The sequence below is a fragment of the Streptococcus sp. ACS2 genome, from assembly GCF_000525585.1.
In the GTDB taxonomy this organism is placed as follows: domain Bacteria; phylum Bacillota; class Bacilli; order Lactobacillales; family Streptococcaceae; genus Streptococcus.
Genome location: NZ_JALT01000024.1, coordinates 47,707 through 67,357 on the forward strand (window position 1 = coordinate 47,707; position 19,651 = coordinate 67,357).

Below are 19,651 nucleotides of genomic sequence, written 5' to 3' on the forward strand. Positions count from 1 at the left end.
GAACATGCCCTAAGGACTGTGTGAAAAAGATAAACGGTGACTAGACGCTTAGGCGTCGTCACGTTTCCTATTTTCACTGGGTCCTTAACGGGCTTTGTATCATAAATTATGCCTAAACGTTCTGATATTAAAAAAATTATGGTTATCGGGTCTGGTCCTATCATCATTGGTCAGGCTGCTGAGTTCGACTACGCTGGTACACAAGCCTGCTTGGCCTTGAAAGAAGAAGGTTACAGTGTTGTCCTTGTCAACTCTAACCCTGCGACAATCATGACTGATAAAGAAATCGCAGACAAGGTTTACATTGAACCAATTACGCTTGAATTTGTTACACGTATTCTTCGTAAAGAGCGTCCTGATGCTCTCTTGCCAACACTTGGGGGACAAACTGGTTTGAACATGGCAATGGAATTGTCAAAAGCTGGTATTCTTGAAGAGCTTGGAGTAGAGCTTTTGGGAACAAAATTGTCTGCCATTGACCAAGCCGAAGACCGTGACCTCTTCAAACAATTGATGGAAGATTTGGAACAACCTATTCCAGAATCTGAAATCGTCAATACGGTTGAAGAAGCAGTTGCCTTTGCGACAGAAATTGGTTACCCAGTTATCGTGCGTCCTGCCTTTACCCTTGGTGGTACTGGTGGTGGTATGTGTGCCAACGAAGAAGAACTTCGTGAAATCGCTGAAAATGGCTTGAAATTGTCACCAGTAACACAATGTTTGATTGAGCGTTCTATCGCTGGTTTCAAGGAAATAGAATACGAAGTTATGCGTGATGCCGCAGACAATGCTCTTGTGGTATGTAACATGGAAAACTTCGACCCAGTGGGTATCCACACAGGGGACTCAATCGTATTTGCCCCAACGCAAACCTTGTCAGATATTGAAAACCAAATGCTTCGTGATGCCAGCTTGAAGATTATCCGTGCCCTTAAAATTGAGGGTGGATGTAACGTACAGTTGGCTCTTGACCCTAATAGCTTCAAGTACTATGTTATCGAAGTAAACCCTCGTGTATCACGTTCATCAGCCCTTGCCTCAAAAGCAACTGGTTACCCAATTGCCAAATTGGCAGCCAAGATCGCTGTTGGTTTGACACTTGATGAAATGATTAACCCAGTCACTGGTACAACTTATGCCATGTTTGAACCAGCTCTTGACTATGTGGTTGCTAAGATTCCACGTTTCCCATTTGATAAATTTGAACATGGTGAACGTCGCCTTGGTACTCAGATGAAAGCAACAGGTGAAGTTATGGCTATCGGTCGTAACATCGAAGAGTCACTTCTTAAAGCCTGCCGTTCACTTGAAATCGGTGTTTACCACAATGAAATGTCTGAGCTTGCGGATGTCACAGACGATGCCTTGGTTGAAAAGATTGTCAAAGCTCAAGACGACCGTCTCTTCTACCTTTCTGAAGCCATCCGTCGTGGATACACTATTGAAGAATTGTCAGAGTTGACTAAGATTGATATCTTCTTCCTTGACAAATTGCTCCATATCTTTGAATTGGAACAAGAATTGGCTACTCACGTAGGCGATGTTGATGTTCTGAAAGAAGCTAAACGTAACGGTTTCTCTGATCGTAAGATTGCTGATCTTTGGAATCAAACAGCCGACCAAGTTCGTGCGACACGTTTGGAAAATAATATTGTTCCTGTTTACAAGATGGTTGATACCTGTGCGGCTGAGTTCGAGTCATCAACACCATATTTCTACTCAACTTACGAGTGGGAAAATGAATCAATCAAATCTGATAAAGAATCTGTTATCGTTCTTGGTTCGGGACCTATCCGTATCGGACAAGGGGTTGAGTTCGACTATGCGACAGTTCACTCTGTGAAAGCTATCCAGGCTGCAGGTTACGAAGCCATCATCATGAACTCTAACCCTGAGACGGTTTCAACAGACTTCTCAGTTTCAGATAAACTTTACTTCGAACCATTGACCTTCGAAGACGTGATGAACGTTATCGAATTGGAACAACCTAAGGGGGTCGTGGTTCAGTTTGGTGGACAAACAGCCATCAACTTGGCAGAGCCATTGTCTAAAGCTGGTGTGAAAATCTTGGGTACACAGGTTGCTGACCTTGACCGTGCCGAAGACCGTGACCTTTTTGAACAAGCCCTTAAAGACCTCGATATCCCACAACCACCAGGACAAACAGCGACAAATGAAGAAGAAGCGGTTGAAGCAGCTCGTAAGATTGGCTTCCCAGTTCTTGTTCGTCCATCATACGTTTTGGGTGGACGTGCCATGGAAATCGTTGAAAATGAAGATGACCTTCGTTCTTACATGCGTACAGCCGTTAAGGCAAGTCCAGACCACCCAGTCCTTGTTGATAGCTATATCATTGGACGTGAGTGTGAAGTGGATGCCATCTCTGATGGTAAGGATGTCTTGATTCCAGGTATTATGGAACACATCGAACGTGCAGGGGTTCACTCAGGGGACTCAATGGCAGTTTACCCTCCACAAACTCTCTCTAAGAAAATCCAAGAGACTATTGCTGATTACACTAAACGCTTGGCTATCGGTCTTAACTGTATTGGTATGATGAACATTCAGTTCGTTATTAAGGACGAAACTGTCTATGTTATCGAGGTTAACCCACGTGCCAGCCGTACGGTACCATTCTTGTCTAAAGTGACTGATATCCCAATGGCACAAGTTGCTACAAACTTGATTCTTGGTAAATCATTGGCTGAACAAGGTTACAAAGATGGTCTTTACCCAGAAAGCAAGCATGTCCATGTTAAAGCACCAGTCTTCTCATTCACAAAATTGGCTAAGGTGGATAGTCTCCTTGGACCTGAAATGAAATCAACTGGTGAAGTTATGGGGACAGATGCGACTCTTGAAAAAGCCCTCTATAAAGCCTTTGAAGCTTCTTATCTCCATTTGCCAACCTTTGGTAATGTCATCTTTACAATTCATGATGATACGAAAGAAGAAGCCCTTGATTTGGCTCGTCGTTTCGATGCTATCGGTTACGGTATCTACGCGACTGAAGGAACAGCTAAGTTCTTGAATGAACATGGAGTTCACGCAACGCTTGTTAACAAATTAGGTGAAAATGACGACAACGACATTCCAGCCCTTGTTCGTACAGGTAAAGCGCAAGCTATTATCAATACGGTTGGTAACAAACGTACTTATGACGAAGATGGAGCAGCAATTCGTAGCTCTGCTATTGAAGCAGGAATCCCACTCTTCACAGCGCTTGATACAGCAGATGCCATGGTGCGTGTGCTTGAAAGCCGTAGCTTTACAACAGAAGCTATCTAATCATAATATTGAGTCTCAGCATTGCTGGGACTTTTTTTATTGAAGACACAGTTTTCTTTTGAGACTTTTCTTGGGTGATGGCGGACATCAGCGATCTTCTTCGTAGTTCCATGACTAAGTTTTGAACCGAACGTCTCAAAACTTCCGAACGCCTGAGACTACTTGCTTCAGGTGTTTTCATCACTGCCAAAAGTCTCGGTCTAAGCTGACTAGGTTCGCAAAATCTATTTCATATTTAAAAATAGTTTAATTATGTTCTGAATCTCAGCCTTGCTGGGGCTTTTTCTTACACAAATGTAAGCTAACAAGTTAAAAATGAAAGATAAGACCATGGTTTAGACTACTTAAATTCTGCTATACTAGAAACATGATTATTACGACATCTTTACGGGAAAACGAGACCTTGATTGCGCGTGCCCAAGAACTAGCTCACGAGTTAGGAGCTGACTACCAGCCTCGTCGCAAGTTATCTTTGGCAAAATCTTTAGAGCGCTTTGGACCTTTCTATCTCCTATATAAAGACAGATTGTCTTTTGTTAATGCTGATGCTAGTGAGTTGACCTTCCATCCAGATACGGCTGCTCTCAGGATTAAGGCTCCCCATGACGCTTTAGTCAGTCTTTTAGGTAAGTCTCCCAAGACTATTCTTGACACGACCATGGGTCTGGCTTCTGATAGCCTAGTGATGGCAACAGCGGGAAATCAGGTGACTGCCCTTGAGAGTCAAGATGTGATTTTTCAGGTGGTTTCTCGTGGTCTTGCTTCTTATCAGACGGATGATAAGCAGCTTAAAAAGGTCATGCGTTCTATTAAAGCTATTAAGAGCGATAGCTTGTCTTTTTTGAAGGCTCAAGCTGACAATTCCTTTGATATCATCTATGCCGATCCTATGTTTTCAGAGATTATCAAGGAATCGGAAAATCTAGAGGCTATCAAGCCTCTGGCCAATGGTAGCCGTCTGACAGAAGAATGGCTAAAAGAAGCTAAACGTGTTGCGCGGGACAAAATTATCATCAAGGCACATTTTCGAGATACCGTTTTTGAAGAACTTGGTTTTGAACGCCAGGTTCGGCCCAATCAAAAGCTGCATTATGGTGTCATGGATGTAAGCGAAGACCATTGACACTGAAAGTTAAAAGTATTACAATTGTTTTATTTATGTGATACAAAAAAGAAAAGAGAGACATATGCGAAAGAAAATCAGTCCAAAGTTATTTAAAAATAAAAAAAGAGTTTGGATCATTGGAGGAATTGGCTTCCTTGTCCTTTTGGTCCTAGGCTTTAACCTTTTTGCAGGTGGTGGCAAGAAAGATAAGGCTTCTGAGTCCCCTACAGCAAGTAAGGTAACTAAGGGGCAGCTAGCCTCGTCGACCCTTCTGACTGGCATGGTGAAGGCTCAGTCGGAACAGTATGTTTATTTTGACAATACCATTGGACGCAATGCCACTGTAACAGTCTCTGTGGGTGAGGAAGTTAGCGTCGGTCAGCAACTGGTCCAATACGATAGCACCTCAGCGCAAGCGGCTTATGATACGGCTAGTCGTGCCTACAATAAGGCAGTTCGTGACCGTAATTATTTCCAACAGTATGGGACGGCTCCTGGGGCTTCAGCACAAACAAGTAGTGATTCGGATGAGGATGATTCGACAACTACCGTTAGTCCTCAACAGCGTCAGCAAACCGAGGCAAGTAATTACCAAACCTTGCAAGATTATAATGATGCCATTGCCAATGCAGCATCAGAGCTAGAAAAGGCACAAGATGTTCTCAACCAAACAGTCATTGTTTCAGATGCTAATGGGACAGTCGTAGAAGTCGCGGACTCTGTGGACCCTGCTTCAAAAGAGAGCCAAACCCTAGTTCATGTGACAAGTGAAGGCCAATTTGAGATTCAAGGGACCTTAACAGAATATGACATTCCAAATATTTCAGTGGGGCAAAAGGTCAAGATTACTTCCAAAGTATACCCAGACCAAACTTGGACAGGGAAGGTCAGCTATGTTTCCAATTATCCTAAGCAAAATGCCAACCAGTCAACGGGGACATCTGGCAACTCAGGTCAGTCAGGTTCTCAGTATGAATACAAGGTTCAATTGACCAGTCCAATCGGAAAACTGAAGCAAGGTTTTAATGTATCACTTGAAGTGACCAAAGATGATGATGCCTTGTTGGTTCCTGTAACTGCTGTGACCAAGAAAGGCTCTGACAACTATGTCTGGGTTTACGATGATGAAACTCAGAAAATTAAGCAAGTCAAGGTTAAACTTGGCAATGCGGATGCCAAGCAACAGGAAATTGCTTCAGGACTTAAAGAAGGTCAAAAAGTTATCACCAAGGCAGATAAATCCTTTAAGGATGGCGAAACCCTAAAAGATGTGACGGATGCTGATAGCAAACAATCAAAAGACACTAGTGGAGAAGAGGTGAGGTCTAGTGACTAAGCCAGCACTTATGGTTTTAAAGAGCATCACCAAGTCTTTCAAAAATGGTCAAGAGTCTTTGCAGGTCCTTAAGGGGATTGACTTATCGGTAGAAGAAGGGGACTTTGTGGCAATCATGGGCCCTTCTGGATCAGGGAAATCAACCCTTATGAATATTATCGGTCTTCTTGATCAACCGACTACAGGTTCCTATCAACTCGAGGGCGAGGATGTGGCTGATCTCTCTGAAAATCGTTTGGCCAAGGTAAGAAATGACCAGATTGGCTTTATCTTTCAACAGTTTTTTCTCTTGCCAAAGTTAAGTGCCCAAAAGAACGTAGAGCTTCCTTTGATTTATGCAGGGAAATCTCCACGTGAACGTAAGCAAAGGGCACAACAATTCTTGGAAAAAGTTGGCTTGTCAGACCGTAGCCATCACCTACCATCGGAGCTGTCTGGTGGACAGAAGCAGAGGGTTGCCATTGCGCGTGCACTGTCTAACGATCCGGCAATCATTTTGGCAGATGAGCCTACGGGTGCTCTTGATACCAAGACAGGGATGCAGATTATGGAGCTCTTAACCCAGCTGAACCGTGAAGGAAAGACTATCATCATGGTTACCCATGAGCCAGAGATTGCAGACTATGCCCGACGTAAGATTGTCATCCGCGATGGGGAAATTACCCAGGATACGACTGATAGCGTTCGGATTGACTAGGAGGTAAGAATGGAAAATTGGAAATTTGCTCTTAGTTCTATCCGTTCACACAAGATGAGGTCCTTCCTGACCATGTTGGGAATCATCATTGGTGTTGCTGCGGTAGTACTTATCATGGGGCTAGGAAATGGAATGCGTCAGAGTGTTACCGATAGTGTGACTGGTGACAAGGATACAGTTCAAGTCTACTATGAAGCCAAGGGTGAGGAGCTAGATCCTGCCTATGCGGACTTGTCACAACCGACCAAACCGGTTAAAGAAGTTTGGTTGGAGCAAGTGGCTAGGCAGACGCCTGGTATTGATAGTTATTTTGTGACTAACAGCCTAACTTCCTCTATCTCCCTCCAAAAAAAGACCGTGAAGAATGTTAATATCACAGGTGCCAGTCAGGGCTACTTTAAAGCTAAAAAGTTAGAAATGTTGACAGGACGTTCCTTGCAAGACAATGATTATAAAAACTTTTCACGAGTTATTGTCATTGATCAGATGGTGGCTAAAAAACTCTTTGAGACGAATGGGGATGCCCTTAACCAAGTGGTTACTATTGGGAACAATGATTATCGTGTGATTGGTGTTTATAAGAATAAAGACACAGCAATCGGTGCCTATGGTGAAATTGGAACAGCTCTTGTGGCCAATACCCAGTTAGCGGCTGAAAATAACACTGATGCTATTGGCCAGATTTTTTTCCATGTGACCGATGTGAAAAATAGTAGTAGCGTTGCTAAGGATGCTGCTAAACGCTTGACCCAGTTGGCCCAAGATGACAATGGAGAATATAAGGCAGCAGATATGAGTTCGGCCCTAGATCAGGTGAACACAATCTTTGGAACCATTACCACCGTTGTCGGAGCTATTGCTGGGATTTCATTATTAGTTGGCGGAATCGGTGTTATGAACATCATGTTGGTTTCGGTAACTGAGCGGACACGAGAGATTGGTCTTCGTAAGGCTTTAGGTGCTACACGTCGTAAAATCTTGACACAGTTTTTAATTGAGTCGATGGTTCTGACTATTCTGGGAGGTTTGATTGGGCTAGGCTTTGCAGCCCTAGTTGTTGGACCAATTGGGAATGCCATGGACCTTAAAGCGACGGTTTCTCTTGGTGTAGCCATGGGAAGCATAGCCTTCTCAGCAGCTGTAGGGATTATCTTTGGTCTCCTACCGGCTAATAAAGCTTCGAAACTCGATCCTATCGAAGCTCTTAGGTATGATTAGAAATAACCTCTTGAAATCTTTAGATTTTGAGAGGTTTTATGGTCTTCAAAAAAAGATAGAGAAAAAAATAAAAAAAATTGCATTTTTTTCTTGACGTCTGATTTAGGTCATGATATTATAAATAAGGTTTGAAAAAACTGACCTAAGACAGTTGGGGAGTTAAACTCATAAACATCCAACCGAGGCACAAAACGTAACTATTTTTTTGGAACGTATTGTACTTTCGTGTCTAGGTTTAGGTACGATTTTTTTGTGCCTAGCCCAAAAATAAAAACGGAGGTAAAACTACTAATGAGTGAAGCTATTATTGCTAAGAAAGCTGAACAGGTTGCTATCGTCGCTGAGAAAATGAAAGCAGCAGCATCTATCGTTGTTGTTGACTCTCGTGGACTTACAGTTGACCAAGATACAGTTCTTCGTCGTAATCTTCGTGAATCAGGCGTTGAATTTAAAGTTATCAAAAACTCTATCTTGAGCCGTGCAGCTGAAGAAGCAGGTCTTGAAGACCTTAAAGAACTTTTTGTTGGTCCATCTGCAGTAGCATTCTCAAACGAAGATGTTATCGCACCAGCAAAAGTTATTAGCGAATTTGCTAAAGACGCAGAAGCTCTTGAAATCAAAGGTGGTGTTGTTGACGGCGCGTTCACTTCAGTCGAAGAAATCAACGCTCTTGCATCACTTCCAAACAAAGAAGGTATGCTTTCTATGCTCCTTTCTGTACTTCAAGCGCCAGTGCGCAACGTTGCATACGCTGTCAAAGCGGTTGCAGAAAGCAAAGAAGACGGTGCTGCATAAGCCCATCTTCACAACTCGTAGCCTAAGCTACGTTTAAAACACTATATTAAAAAACACATTTGGAGGAAATCACAATGGCATTGAACATTGAAAACATTATTGCTGAAATTAAAGAAGCTTCAATCCTTGAATTGAACGACCTTGTAAAAGCTATCGAAGAAGAGTTTGGCGTAACTGCTGCTGCTCCTGTAGCTGCTGCTGCAGCTGGTGCTGCTGACGCTGGTGCTGCTAAAGATTCATTCGACGTTGAATTGACATCTGCAGGCGACAAAAAAGTTGGCGTTATCAAAGTTGTACGTGAAATCACAGGCGAAGGTCTTAAAGAAGCTAAAGCTATCGTTGACGGTGCACCATCAGTTATTAAAGAAGGTGTTGCTGCAGCTGAAGCTGAAGAAATCAAAGCTAAACTTGAAGAAGCTGGAGCTTCAGTTACTCTTAAATAATAAGGTAACGACTCAAGTCGCTTAATAAAGAAAACCAGGGCATAAGCTCTGGTTTTTTCTATTACTTTTAATATTTTCATTTGTTAGAATGTAGGTAATGTGCGTGCTTGTCACGCCCTTTTTCTGTGTCTTTTACGGCTTTAGTGGTTGTAAATAACTATAAAAATCTTAAAGGCATGGTAAATGCTAAAAAGAAAAGGAGAAATTTATGGCTTATATTTGGTCTTATCTCAGACGTTATCCTAAGTGGCTAGCAATGAATTTTACGGCGGCCATTTTATTTGTTATTGCTAACTTGGGTTTGCCGACGGTTCTTGCCAGAATGATTGATGAGGGAATAAACCGTGGTGATGTTGATAAGCTTTACGCTTATGCTTGGGTCATGTTTGGTGTAGTTTTGACTGGGATTGTTGGTCGTATACTTCTGTCCTATGCGGTTGGTAAGTTGACCACTACTATGGTGCAAGTCATGCGTAATGACATTTATGCTAAGCTTCAGGAGTATTCCCACCACGAGTATGAGCAGATTGGGGTATCCTCTTTGGTGACTCGTATCACATCAGATGCTTTTGTGCTTATGCAGTTTGCGGATCAGGTTCTTAAGCTAGGGGTTATCACTCCTTTGATGATGGTTTCCAGTGTCTTTTTGATTTTGACGACAAGTCCATCTTTGGCTTGGATTGTGGCAATCTCCTTGCCTTTCCTAGCCGTAGTAGTATGGTATGTGGCGGTAAAAACGCGTCCGCTTTCTGAAAAACAACAGGCAACTCTCGACAAGATTAACCAGTATGCTCGTGAAAATCTGACTGGACTTCGTGTCATCCGTGCTTTTGCTAGAGAAGATTTTCAAGAGAAGAAGTTCGCTTCTGAAAATGCTGTCTATGCGGATAATTCAAACAAACTTTTTAAATTGACTGGTTTGACCGAGCCACTTTTTGTGCAAATCATCATCGCCATGATTGTGGCAATTGTTTGGTTTGCCCTTGAGCCATTAGGCTCTGGAAGTTTGGCTATCGGTGACTTGGTTGCCTTTATTGAGTACAGCTTCCATGCACTATTGTCCTTCCTCTTCCTAGCTAATCTTTTTACCATGTATCCTCGTACGGCGGTGTCTAGTGAACGTCTGCAGGAAATTATGGACATGCCGATTTCTATCAATCCAAATGAAGATGGCGTGACAGAAACCGAGACTAAGGGTTATTTGGAGTTTGACAATGTGACCTTTGCCTATCCTGGTGAAACTGAGAGTCCTGTCCTACACAACATTTCTTTCAAGGCAAAACCTGGTGAAACCATTGCCTTTATTGGGTCTACGGGTTCAGGAAAATCATCACTTGTACAGTTGATTCCACGCTTTTATGATGTAACACTTGGACGCATTCTTGTTGATGGTGTAGATGTCCGTGACTACAATCTTAAGGCTCTTCGTCGTAAGATTGGCTTTATTCCACAAAAAGCCCTACTCTTTACAGGGACTATCGGTGAAAATATCCGTTATGGTAAGGAAAATGCCAGTCATGAAGAATTGAATCAAGCTACTGATGTGGCTCAAGCCAAGGAATTTATCGAAAGTAAGGAAGAACGCTATGATTCTCACTTGGCTGAGGGTGGTAGCAACCTTTCTGGTGGACAGAAGCAGCGTTTGTCAATTGCACGTGCGGTGGTTAAACGTCCTGATCTTTATATCTTTGATGATTCCTTCTCTGCCTTGGACTACAAGACTGATGCGACCTTGCGCCGTCGTCTAAAAGAAGTGACTCAAGATGCAACAGTCCTGATTGTAGCCCAACGTGTGGGAACTATCATGGATGCTGATCAAATCATTGTTTTGGATGAAGGTGAAATCGTTGGTCGTGGCCGTCATGAAGAGCTTATGGAAAGCAATGACATTTACCGTGAAATTGCTAATTCACAATTGAATCAAAAGAGTCTTACGGAAGACTAGAAGGAGGTCAAAATGAAGAATAATAAAAAGAAAACAACTCATTCCTCAAGTTTTGGCCGTCTTTGGTCATACTTGCAGGCTTATCGTTTCCCACTTTACCTAGCTATTTTCCTGAAAATTGTTAGTGTCATCATGAGTGTCCTTGAACCCGTAGTCATTGGTTTAGCTATTACAGAGTTGACTAAAAATACGCTGGATATCATTAAGGGGGTAGAAGGCGCCCATATCAATGTATCCTATGTTGGTTTGGTTCTAGTTGTTTATCTCTTGCGTGGTCTTATTTATGAGTTGGCTGCCTACTATTCCAACTATTTTATGACCAATGCCGTGCAGGCAACGGTTCAGGATATGCGTAATGAGATGACTGAGAAAATCAATCGTACCTCAGTGTCATACTTTGACAAGCATCAATTTGGGGACCTTTTGGGACGCTTTACCAGTGACGTCGAGACAGTATCTAATGCCTTACAGCAGTCATTCTTGCAGATTGTTAATGCCGTCTTTACTCTAGTCTTAGTTATTGGAACAGTGCTTTACCTTAATCTTCAATTGGGAGCTGTGGTTGTTATCACTATTCCGATTACTTTCTTTGGTGCCCGTTTTATCATGAGTAAATCTCAACCTTACTTTAAGCAGCAGGCTGATGCTCTAGGTACTCTTAACGGTTTTGTTCAGGAAAATCTGACTGGTTTCAATGTGCTTAAACTTTTTGGCCGTGAGGATAAATCTTTAGACGACTTTAAAGAGATTACGGAAGACCTTCAGAAGGTAGGTTTTAAGGCCAATTTCATTTCAGGCCTCATGATGCCTGTACTTAATGGTTTATCTGACTTGACCTATCTCATTGTCGCTGTTCTAGGTGGTTTGCAAGTTTTGGCTGGTCGCTTGACGATTGGTAATATGCAGGCCTTTGTTCAGTACGTTTGGCAGATTAATCAACCTATTCAGAACTTGACTCAGTTAGCTGGACAATTGCAGAGTGCTAAGTCTTCTTTGGACCGTATTTTCCAACTCATGGATGAACCAGACGAGGCTAATGATGCTACTGAAGTGCTTGAAGGAGATTTGACTGGTCAAGTTAGCTTTAAGCATGTGGACTTCCAGTATGTGGCTGATAAACCTTTGATTCGTGACTTTAATCTTGAAGTCAATCCTGGCGAAATGGTCGCTATTGTCGGCCCAACTGGTGCCGGAAAATCAACCATTATCAATCTTCTCATGCGTTTCTATGATGTGACGGCTGGTTCTATCTCGGTTGATGGTCATGATATTCGTAACTTATCACGTCAGGATTATCGTAAACAGTTTGGTATGGTGCTTCAGGATGCTTGGCTCTTTGAAGGAACTATCAAGGAAAATCTCCGCTTTGGTAATCTTGAGGCAACTGATGAAGAAATTGTTGAAGCCGCTAAGGCTGCCAATGTGGACCACTTTATCCGTACGCTACCTGGCGGTTACAACATGGAAATGAACCAGGAATCAAGTAACATTTCACTGGGACAAAAGCAACTTTTGACCATTGCGCGTGCGCTTTTGGCTGATCCTAAAATCTTGATTTTGGACGAGGCAACCTCATCAGTTGATACCCGTTTGGAACTCTTGATTCAAAAGGCTATGAAGACTCTCATGCAGGGTCGAACAAGCTTTGTCATCGCTCACCGTCTGTCAACTATCCAAGAGGCAGATAAGATTTTGGTCCTTAAAGATGGTCAAATCATCGAACAAGGGAACCATGAATCCCTTCTTGCTGATAAAGGCTTCTATTACGATTTGTATAATAGTCAGTTTGCAGAGAAATAGACAAAATAATCCATCAGTTCATAACTGGTGGATTTTTTCTGAATTTGACGAGCAATAAGAGAGACTTCCCTAGTGAGAGAAGTCTCAAAATAACTATTATTTCTCTGCACGTCGTGTTACGAACATGGCATCTCCGAAACTGAAGAAGCGGTAGCGTTCTTGGACAGCGTGTTTGTAGGCTTCGAGGACGAATTCACGACCAGCAAAGGCTGAGACCAACATCACCAAGGTTGACTTTGGAAGGTGGAAGTTAGTTGAGAAGGCATCTACGACTGTGAATTGGTAGCCTGGTTTGATAAAGATATTGGTCCAGCCTGAGTCAGCTTGGAGTTGGCCATCGTATTTATTGCCGATTGTTTCTAGTGTTCGGATTGAGGTTGTTCCTACTGCAACAATGCGACCTCCAGCAGCTTTGACACTATTGAGGGTATCGGCAGCTTCTTGACTGAGGGTGTAAAACTCTGAGTGCATTTCATGCTCGTCGACATTATCGACAGAAACAGGTCGGAAGGTTCCCAGTCCAACGTGGAGGGTGAGGTAGACCAATTTTACGCCTTTAGCTTCAATCTTTTTAAGCAATTCAGGAGTGAAATGGAGGCCAGCTGTTGGAGCAGCGGCAGAGCCATTTTCCTTGGCATAGACCGTTTGGTAACGGTCACGGTCTTCCAATTTTTCATGGATATAAGGTGGCAGTGGCATCTCACCCAAGCTTTCCAAAACCTCAAGGAAGATACCGTCGTAGCTAAATTCTACGATACGTCCGCCGTGATCCAGTTCCTCAGTGACAGTGGCAGTCAAGCGGCCATCACCAAAACTGACTTTAGCACCCACTTTAAGGCGTTTGGCTGGTTTGGCCAAAACTTCCCATTGATCACCTTGGGTATTTTTCAAAAGGAGAAATTCTACATGACCGTGTGTATCAGGTTTTTCACCGTAGAGGCGGGCAGGAAGCACGCGTGTATTGTTCATGACCAAGGCATCTCCAGGGTTAAGCTGGTCAATGATGTGGTCGAAATGGGTATCAGTCATCTCCTTGGTGATAGGATCAATGACCAAGAGTTTAGAGGCATCACGTTGTTCCAATGGGGTTTGGGCAATCAGTTCCTCTGGCAGTTCAAAATCAAAATCGTTTGTATTCATTGGTTTCCTCGTTTAAAAATGTTCAGCCTTTTTATTATAGCACGATATAGGGCGACCGTCATTAAACTTATCGAGTGAAAGCGCTTGACAAAAAGGTTAAAAAAAGAGATAATAAATAAAAATGGTATATACCAATCAGTGAGGTATGAAAAATGAAAACGATTATTGTAAAAAGTCAACTTGAAGGAGGCAAAGTTGCCTTTGATCTTCTTAAAGAGAGCCTTGCAGCGGGTGCTCACACATTGGGGTTGGCTACAGGTAGTTCACCTATCGCCCTCTACCAAGAGATGGTTGAAAGCGACTTGGATTTTTCGGAACTTTACAGTGTTAATTTGGATGAATATGTTGGACTAGCACCAGACCATGAGCAGAGCTATCATGCCTTTATGAATGCTCGACTCTTTGACGCCAAGCCATTTAAAGAGAGCTTCTTGCCTGACGGTATGGCTGATGATTTGGAGCAGGCGGCTAAGGACTACGATGACATCTTGTTGCACCATGCCATTGACCTGCAAATCTTAGGAATTGGAAGTAATGGGCACATTGGTTTTAATGAGCCAGGTACGCCTTTTGATAGTAAAACCCATGTGGTCGACTTGACTGACAGCACCATTGAAGCCAATAGCCGTTTCTTTGCCAGTCGTGACCAAGTCCCTACAAAGGCTATTTCAATGGGGATTGCTTCCATTATAGCTGCCAAGAAGATTATCTTGTTTGCCTATGGTGACAAGAAGGCAGATGCCATTTTCAAGATGGTCAAGGGTCCAGTAACAGAGGAAGTCCCAGCCAGTGTCTTGCAACATCATCCAGATGTGACTCTTATCTTAGATGAGGCAGCTGCTGCGAAATTGTAATACTATCTTTTGAAAAACAATCTTACGAAACTCAGGTTGAGGCATCTGGCACTCAGCCTTCTTCTTTTGTGAAAATGTGCTTCCAAACAAATCAATTGCTTAGTCCTCTTTGATAGCGCTATAATAGATAAGTTGACTTTGACTATCAAACAACAGATATAGATATTTCATAAAGAAAGAGGACATACAATGGCAAAACCTATTCGAGTATTGCTTTATTATAAATACCTTCCCATCGAAAATGCTGAGCAATTTGCGGCTGACCACTTGGCTTTCTGTAAGTCAATCGGTTTGAAAGGACGTATCTTGGTCGCTGACGAGGGAATCAATGGAACGGTTTCTGGTGACTATGAGACCACTCAAAAATACATGGACTATGTTCACAGCCTTCCAGGGATGGAGGACCTCTGGTTCAAGATTGATGAGGAAGAAGAGCAAGCCTTCAAGAAGATGTTTGTTCGTTACAAGAAGGAAATCGTCCACCTTGGTTTAGAGGATGATAACTTTGACAGCGACATCAATCCACTTGAAACTACAGGTGCTTACTTGTCACCAAAAGAGTTTAAAGATGCTCTTTTAGAAGAGGACACTGTTGTCCTCGATACACGTAACGACTATGAGTATGACCTTGGTCACTTCCGTGGAGCCATTCGTCCAGACATTCGCAACTTCCGTGAATTGCCACAATGGGTTCGCGACCATAAGGAAGAGTTCATGGACAAGCGCGTGGTTGTTTACTGTACTGGTGGTGTCCGCTGTGAGAAATTCTCAGGTTGGATGGTCCGTGAAGGCTACAAAGATGTTGGCCAATTGCACGGTGGTATCGTAACTTACGGAAAAGATCCAGAGGTTCAAGGGGAGCTTTGGGATGGTAAGATGTATGTCTTTGATGAGCGTATTGCCGTTGATATCAATCATGTAGACCCTATAGTTGTCGGTAAGGATTGGTTCGATGGCACACCTTGTGAACGCTATGTTAACTGCGGTAACCCATTCTGTAACCGTCGTATCCTTGCTTCAGAGGAAAATGAAGACAAATACCTCCGTGGCTGCTCACATGAATGTCGTGTCCACCCACGTAACCGTTATGTCTCTGAAAATGGTTTGAGTCAAGAAGAAGTTGTCGAACGCCTTGCGGCTATTGATGAGAGCTTGGATGTAACACCAGCCTAAGTTTAAATAGAGAAGAAGCTGAGAGAAATCTTGGCTTTTTCAACCTTCTTATTTGTAATCATTCTAAATAACTGTTATAATATTTTTTAGAATGATTCTAAATAAGGAGTAAATAAATTGGAAGATAAGAATTTTGCAGAGCGTTTAAATATTTTGAGAGCTGGTGTTTTAGGTGCCAATGATGGAATCATTTCCATTGCGGGAGTGGTTATCGGTGTGGCTAGTGCGACATCAAACATCTGGTTTATTTTGATTTCTGCCTTGTCAGCGATTTTTGCCGGTGCCTTTTCGATGGCCGGTGGCGAATATGTCAGTGTCTCAACGCAAAAAGATACCGAAGAAGCTGCCATCGCTAAGGAACAAGCTCTCCTGGATCGCTCACCTGAAGCAGCTAGAGAGAGTTTGTACCAAACCTTCCTCAGTCAGGGGGATTGCGAAACAGCAGCCGAAGTCAAGGTCAATCAAGCCTTCAGTAAAAATCCTATTAAGGTCTTGGTTGAGGAAAAATATGGAGTGGACTTGGATGAAATTACCAATCCATGGCATGCTGCCGTATCTAGTTTCTTTGCTTTTTCGGTTGGTTCCTTGCCACCAGCACTAGCTATCATGCTGTTCCCAGAGCCTTACCGTATTCCTGTAACAGTGGTTGTGGTTGCCCTGACTTTGCTCTTGACTGGCTATGTCAGTGCTAAGCTCGGAAAAGCACCTATTAAACAAGCTATGTTGCGTAATTTGACAGTAGGACTCTTGACCATGCTTGTAACCTTCTTGGTCGGGCATATCTTCCACGTGAATGTGTAAGTGTTAATAATGGATAAGTCTACCATGTTAGGTAGGCTTTTTTAGTCTGCTAGACCAAGCTTATCCGTGGTACAATAGGGTTATGCGTTTAGATAAATTATTAGGACAGGCGGGCTATGGTTCTCGCAATCAAGTCAAGAAGCTTATTCGTAGCCGTCAGGTATACGTGGATGGCATCTTGGCTGAACAAGATAATCTTAATGTGGATGCTAGTCTTCAAACCATCACGGTTTCTGGTAAGGAACTGGAGCATGCCCCAGAAGTCTACTACCTTATGAATAAGCCAGCAGGTGTAGTGTCAGCTCGTAGGGACAAGGAACACCAAACAGTCATTGATTTGATTAAGCCTGAAGATCAGCGAGAGGGGCTTTATCCTGTTGGGCGATTGGATAGAGATACGGAAGGTTTGGTGCTAATTACCAATAATGGGCCTTTGGGCTTTGCCCTGCTTCACCCACGTTATCATGTGGCTAAGACTTATTATGTCGAGGTCAATGATGTTCTTGGGCCTGATGCACCTGCATTTTTTGAGTCTGGTGTTGTCTTTGAGGATGGTACTATTTGTCAATCAGCTCAGCTGGAAGTTTTAAGTTCTGCGAGTGACAAGAGCTGTGCTAGAATTACGATTTCGGAAGGCAAGTTTCATCAAGTGAAAAAGATGTTTTTGGCTTATGGCGTCAAGGTAACCTATCTTAAGCGTATTTCTTTTGGAGAGTTTAAGCTTGATGAAGGGATAGCTGTAGGTTCCTACCGAACGTTGACCGAAGCGGAAAAAGCAATCTTACGTACTTATCTTGGCTAGTAGCCTTATGTGGTTTAAAGTGCGATAGGAACTTTCAATCTCATGATAGGTTCCCTCTATCATGACCCTTAATACTGTAAGGCCCATAACGACAGTCTTTTCTAGGGGTATAAGTGAAACTTATGGCATTCCATAAGTTTTTTTAATTTTTCAAGCCTTGTTTCTGGTGGTATGATGGTATCAATTCGATTGAGAACTGAAGTAAGTCAGGAGCAATGACCAAGTCTAATCAGAGAGGGAGGTTCATTATGACAGAAGCATTTTACGATCATTTAGCAAAGACACGTCATCAGATTCACCAACATCCAGAGGTTTCTGAGGAGGAGCACGAGACGACAGTCTTTTTGAAAGGCTATTTGAGAAATCTAGGTATTGAGCCTTTAAATTATCCCATGAAGACGGGACTTATCGCTGAGATTGGGTCAGGTCATCCGATTATTGCTTTGCGTGCTGATATTGATGCCCTACCGATCAAGGAAAAGACAGGACTTCCTTATGCCAGCGACAATGGGGCCATGCATGCTTGTGGTCATGATTTTCACCAGACCTCTCTTCTCGGAGCTGCTCAGCTTTTAAAAGAAAGAGAAGCCGAGCTTAAGGGGACTGTTCGCTTGATTTTCCAACCGGCCGAGGAAAATTTCCAAGGGGCCTATCAGGTCATTGAAGCGGGTGGTCTTGACGGTGTGTCAGCTATCATCGGTTATCACAATAATCCTCACTTGAAACCTGGTCAGATTGGTCTTCGTTCGGGAGCTATCATGGCAGGTGTGGAGCAGTTTAGGGTTGATGTTAAAGGTGTTTCGTCCCATGCTGCCCGTCCTGATTTGGGTGTGGATACGGTCTTGGTCACTACGACCATCATCAACAATTTACAACAGATTGTTGCTCGTACGGTATCGCCCTTTGAATCAGCAGTATTGTCAGTTACTCATATCGAAGTTGGAAATACTTGGAATGTTCTTCCAGCAGCGGGCTTTTTCGAAGGAACGATTCGTACCTTTGAGCCTAAGGTTCGTGAAGATGTCATTGCCCGCTTTGAAAAGGTCGTTCGGGCGACAGCAGACCAGTTTGGTGCTCAAGTTGACATTACTTGGGGCAATTCACCTTACGTAACCTACAATGACCAGACGCTCACACCACTTATCTTTGAAAATTCTAAGGCCTTCGCAGAAGTGATTGAAACGCTGCCATCAACAGGGGGCGAAGACTTTGCGGCCTATCAAAAGGAAATACCAGGAGTCTTTGCCTTTGTTGGCTCAAATGGTGAAGAAAATGCACCAGACTGGCACCATGATGATTTCCTTGTGAAAGATGAGGCCTTGCCAGTAGCTGTTAATTACTATGTGGAAAACGCCCTTTTCCTACTTGACTATTTTAAGGAGAAAGGCAAATGACCATTCCCTTAATCGGTATTACCAGTAATGAAAAACTTGTTAGTGTTAGGGAGTTGAGAGCTTCACTGACGCCCCATTTATAGGTGTTCAGTGGTATGCTGAGTTTCTCTTGGGACATAAGCTCTTAAAAGACCAAGGACTCTTTGATTATTTTGTTAAGAGTTTTAAATAAAGCTTAAGAACTTTAAATTGGTACTACTTTTGATATTGAAAAGGAGGACGTGCTTAAGGAGAAAAAATCGGCTCTTTGTCAACTGTAGTGGGTGACGAAAAGCTAACATCTAGAGAGGACCAGATAGGTCTTCTCTTTTTGTATATTCAGAGTGATGAAAACACGCTTTCTAAAGTTGATAAAATTTTTAAAACCGAAGCCCAGACGTTTAATATCTTTGATAAGCTTATTGGTCCCTTCCAATTTTGCATTTGAGTAATGTGTTTCTAGTGCATTTTTGATGTATTGTTTATGTTTACGAAAAGTCCTAAAGACTGTTTTGAAGTAATGATTGACCTTGCTTATATTCTCCTCTATGAGTTCAAAAAACTCATCCCCCCTCTTCTCCTGAAAGTGAAAAAGCAAAAGCTGATAGAGATTATAATAATTGGTGAGTTCTTCTGAGAAATTCAGTGTCTTCTCAACGACTTCATGTGGGCATAATGTTTGATGGAAGGTCTTTGAGTAAAAAGGGTTGAGAGATAACTTACGGCTGTCCTTTTGGAAGAGTCTCCAGTGATTTTTCAAGGCTCGGTAGGGTAGTGACTTCTTATCAAACTGGTTCATAATCGCAATTCTTGTCTTTAAAAAGGCTCGACCAAGGTGCTGGATGATGTGGAAACGATCAATAATGATTTCGGCGTTTGGA

15 protein-coding genes, 1 pseudogene and 1 other annotated feature are annotated in these 19,651 nt (G+C 42.7%); of the genes and pseudogenes, 14 read left to right on the forward strand and 2 right to left on the reverse strand.

What is annotated here, in order from left to right; genetic code table 11:
* Positions 1-108: 108 nt before the first annotated feature.
* The 9 genes from carB (at position 109) to HMPREF1517_RS04735 (ending at position 12,627) form a co-directional block, all read left to right on the forward strand.
* Complete coding sequence (gene carB, locus HMPREF1517_RS04695; protein ID WP_037599670.1) at positions 109-3,288, forward strand: carbamoyl-phosphate synthase large subunit; 3,180 nt, start codon at positions 109-111, stop codon at positions 3,286-3,288.
* A gap of 367 nt (positions 3,289-3,655) precedes the next feature.
* Complete coding sequence (locus HMPREF1517_RS04700) at positions 3,656-4,411, forward strand: class I SAM-dependent methyltransferase (protein WP_037599673.1); 756 nt, start codon at positions 3,656-3,658, stop codon at positions 4,409-4,411.
* 64 nt (positions 4,412-4,475) lie between these two features.
* Entirely contained in the window at positions 4,476-5,729 is a 1,254-nt protein-coding gene (locus HMPREF1517_RS04705; RefSeq protein ID WP_037599675.1) for an efflux RND transporter periplasmic adaptor subunit, read from the forward strand.
* Between the two features lie 10 nt (positions 5,730-5,739).
* The gene (locus tag HMPREF1517_RS04710; protein WP_207185330.1) at positions 5,740-6,426 is read left to right on the forward strand and encodes an ABC transporter ATP-binding protein; all 687 of its coding nucleotides are present in this window, start codon (positions 5,740-5,742) and stop codon (positions 6,424-6,426) included.
* 9 nt (positions 6,427-6,435) lie between these two features.
* Positions 6,436-7,644, forward strand: coding sequence for an ABC transporter permease (locus HMPREF1517_RS04715; RefSeq protein WP_037599679.1), 1,209 nt, complete (start codon positions 6,436-6,438; stop codon positions 7,642-7,644).
* A 123-nt stretch (positions 7,645-7,767) separates the two neighbouring features.
* Positions 7,768-7,904: a sequence feature (ribosomal protein L10 leader region), on the forward strand.
* A gap of 31 nt (positions 7,905-7,935) precedes the next feature.
* Entirely contained in the window at positions 7,936-8,439 is a 504-nt protein-coding gene (rplJ, locus tag HMPREF1517_RS04720; RefSeq protein ID WP_003095623.1) for a 50S ribosomal protein L10, read from the forward strand.
* A 74-nt stretch (positions 8,440-8,513) separates the two neighbouring features.
* Positions 8,514-8,882, forward strand: a complete 369-nt coding sequence (gene rplL / locus HMPREF1517_RS04725) for a 50S ribosomal protein L7/L12 (RefSeq protein WP_004183006.1) — start codon at positions 8,514-8,516, stop codon at positions 8,880-8,882.
* A gap of 208 nt (positions 8,883-9,090) precedes the next feature.
* The gene (locus HMPREF1517_RS04730) at positions 9,091-10,827 is read left to right on the forward strand and encodes an ABC transporter ATP-binding protein (RefSeq protein ID WP_037599682.1); all 1,737 of its coding nucleotides are present in this window, start codon (positions 9,091-9,093) and stop codon (positions 10,825-10,827) included.
* Positions 10,828-10,839: 12 nt separating this feature from the next.
* The gene (locus HMPREF1517_RS04735) at positions 10,840-12,627 is read left to right on the forward strand and encodes an ABC transporter ATP-binding protein (RefSeq protein ID WP_037599685.1); all 1,788 of its coding nucleotides are present in this window, start codon (positions 10,840-10,842) and stop codon (positions 12,625-12,627) included.
* Between the two features lie 96 nt (positions 12,628-12,723).
* On the opposite strand, the gene queA is transcribed toward HMPREF1517_RS04735, so the two are convergent.
* The gene (gene queA, locus HMPREF1517_RS04740; protein ID WP_037599687.1) at positions 12,724-13,767 is read right to left on the reverse strand and encodes a tRNA preQ1(34) S-adenosylmethionine ribosyltransferase-isomerase QueA; all 1,044 of its coding nucleotides are present in this window, start codon (positions 13,765-13,767) and stop codon (positions 12,724-12,726) included.
* 152 nt (positions 13,768-13,919) lie between these two features.
* Here queA and HMPREF1517_RS04745 point away from each other — a divergent pair, with 152 nt between their 5' ends.
* The 5 genes from HMPREF1517_RS04745 (at position 13,920) to HMPREF1517_RS04765 (ending at position 18,791) form a co-directional block, all read left to right on the forward strand.
* Positions 13,920-14,621 carry a glucosamine-6-phosphate deaminase gene (locus HMPREF1517_RS04745; protein ID WP_037599689.1) on the forward strand — a complete coding sequence of 234 codons (702 nt, stop codon included), beginning with the start codon at positions 13,920-13,922 and terminating at the stop codon, positions 14,619-14,621.
* 189 nt (positions 14,622-14,810) lie between these two features.
* Positions 14,811-15,794, forward strand: a complete 984-nt coding sequence (gene trhO, locus HMPREF1517_RS04750) for an oxygen-dependent tRNA uridine(34) hydroxylase TrhO (RefSeq protein ID WP_037599691.1) — start codon at positions 14,811-14,813, stop codon at positions 15,792-15,794.
* A gap of 117 nt (positions 15,795-15,911) precedes the next feature.
* Entirely contained in the window at positions 15,912-16,595 is a 684-nt protein-coding gene (locus HMPREF1517_RS04755; protein ID WP_037599694.1) for a VIT1/CCC1 transporter family protein, read from the forward strand.
* Positions 16,596-16,677: 82 nt separating this feature from the next.
* Entirely contained in the window at positions 16,678-17,397 is a 720-nt protein-coding gene (locus HMPREF1517_RS04760; RefSeq protein ID WP_037599696.1) for a 16S rRNA pseudouridine(516) synthase, read from the forward strand.
* Between the two features lie 248 nt (positions 17,398-17,645).
* The gene (locus HMPREF1517_RS04765) at positions 17,646-18,791 is read left to right on the forward strand and encodes an amidohydrolase (RefSeq protein ID WP_037599699.1); all 1,146 of its coding nucleotides are present in this window, start codon (positions 17,646-17,648) and stop codon (positions 18,789-18,791) included.
* Positions 18,792-19,072: 281 nt separating this feature from the next.
* Here HMPREF1517_RS04765 and HMPREF1517_RS04770 read toward each other — a convergent pair.
* Positions 19,073-19,651, reverse strand: a pseudogene (locus HMPREF1517_RS04770) (transposase); the annotation flags it as partial.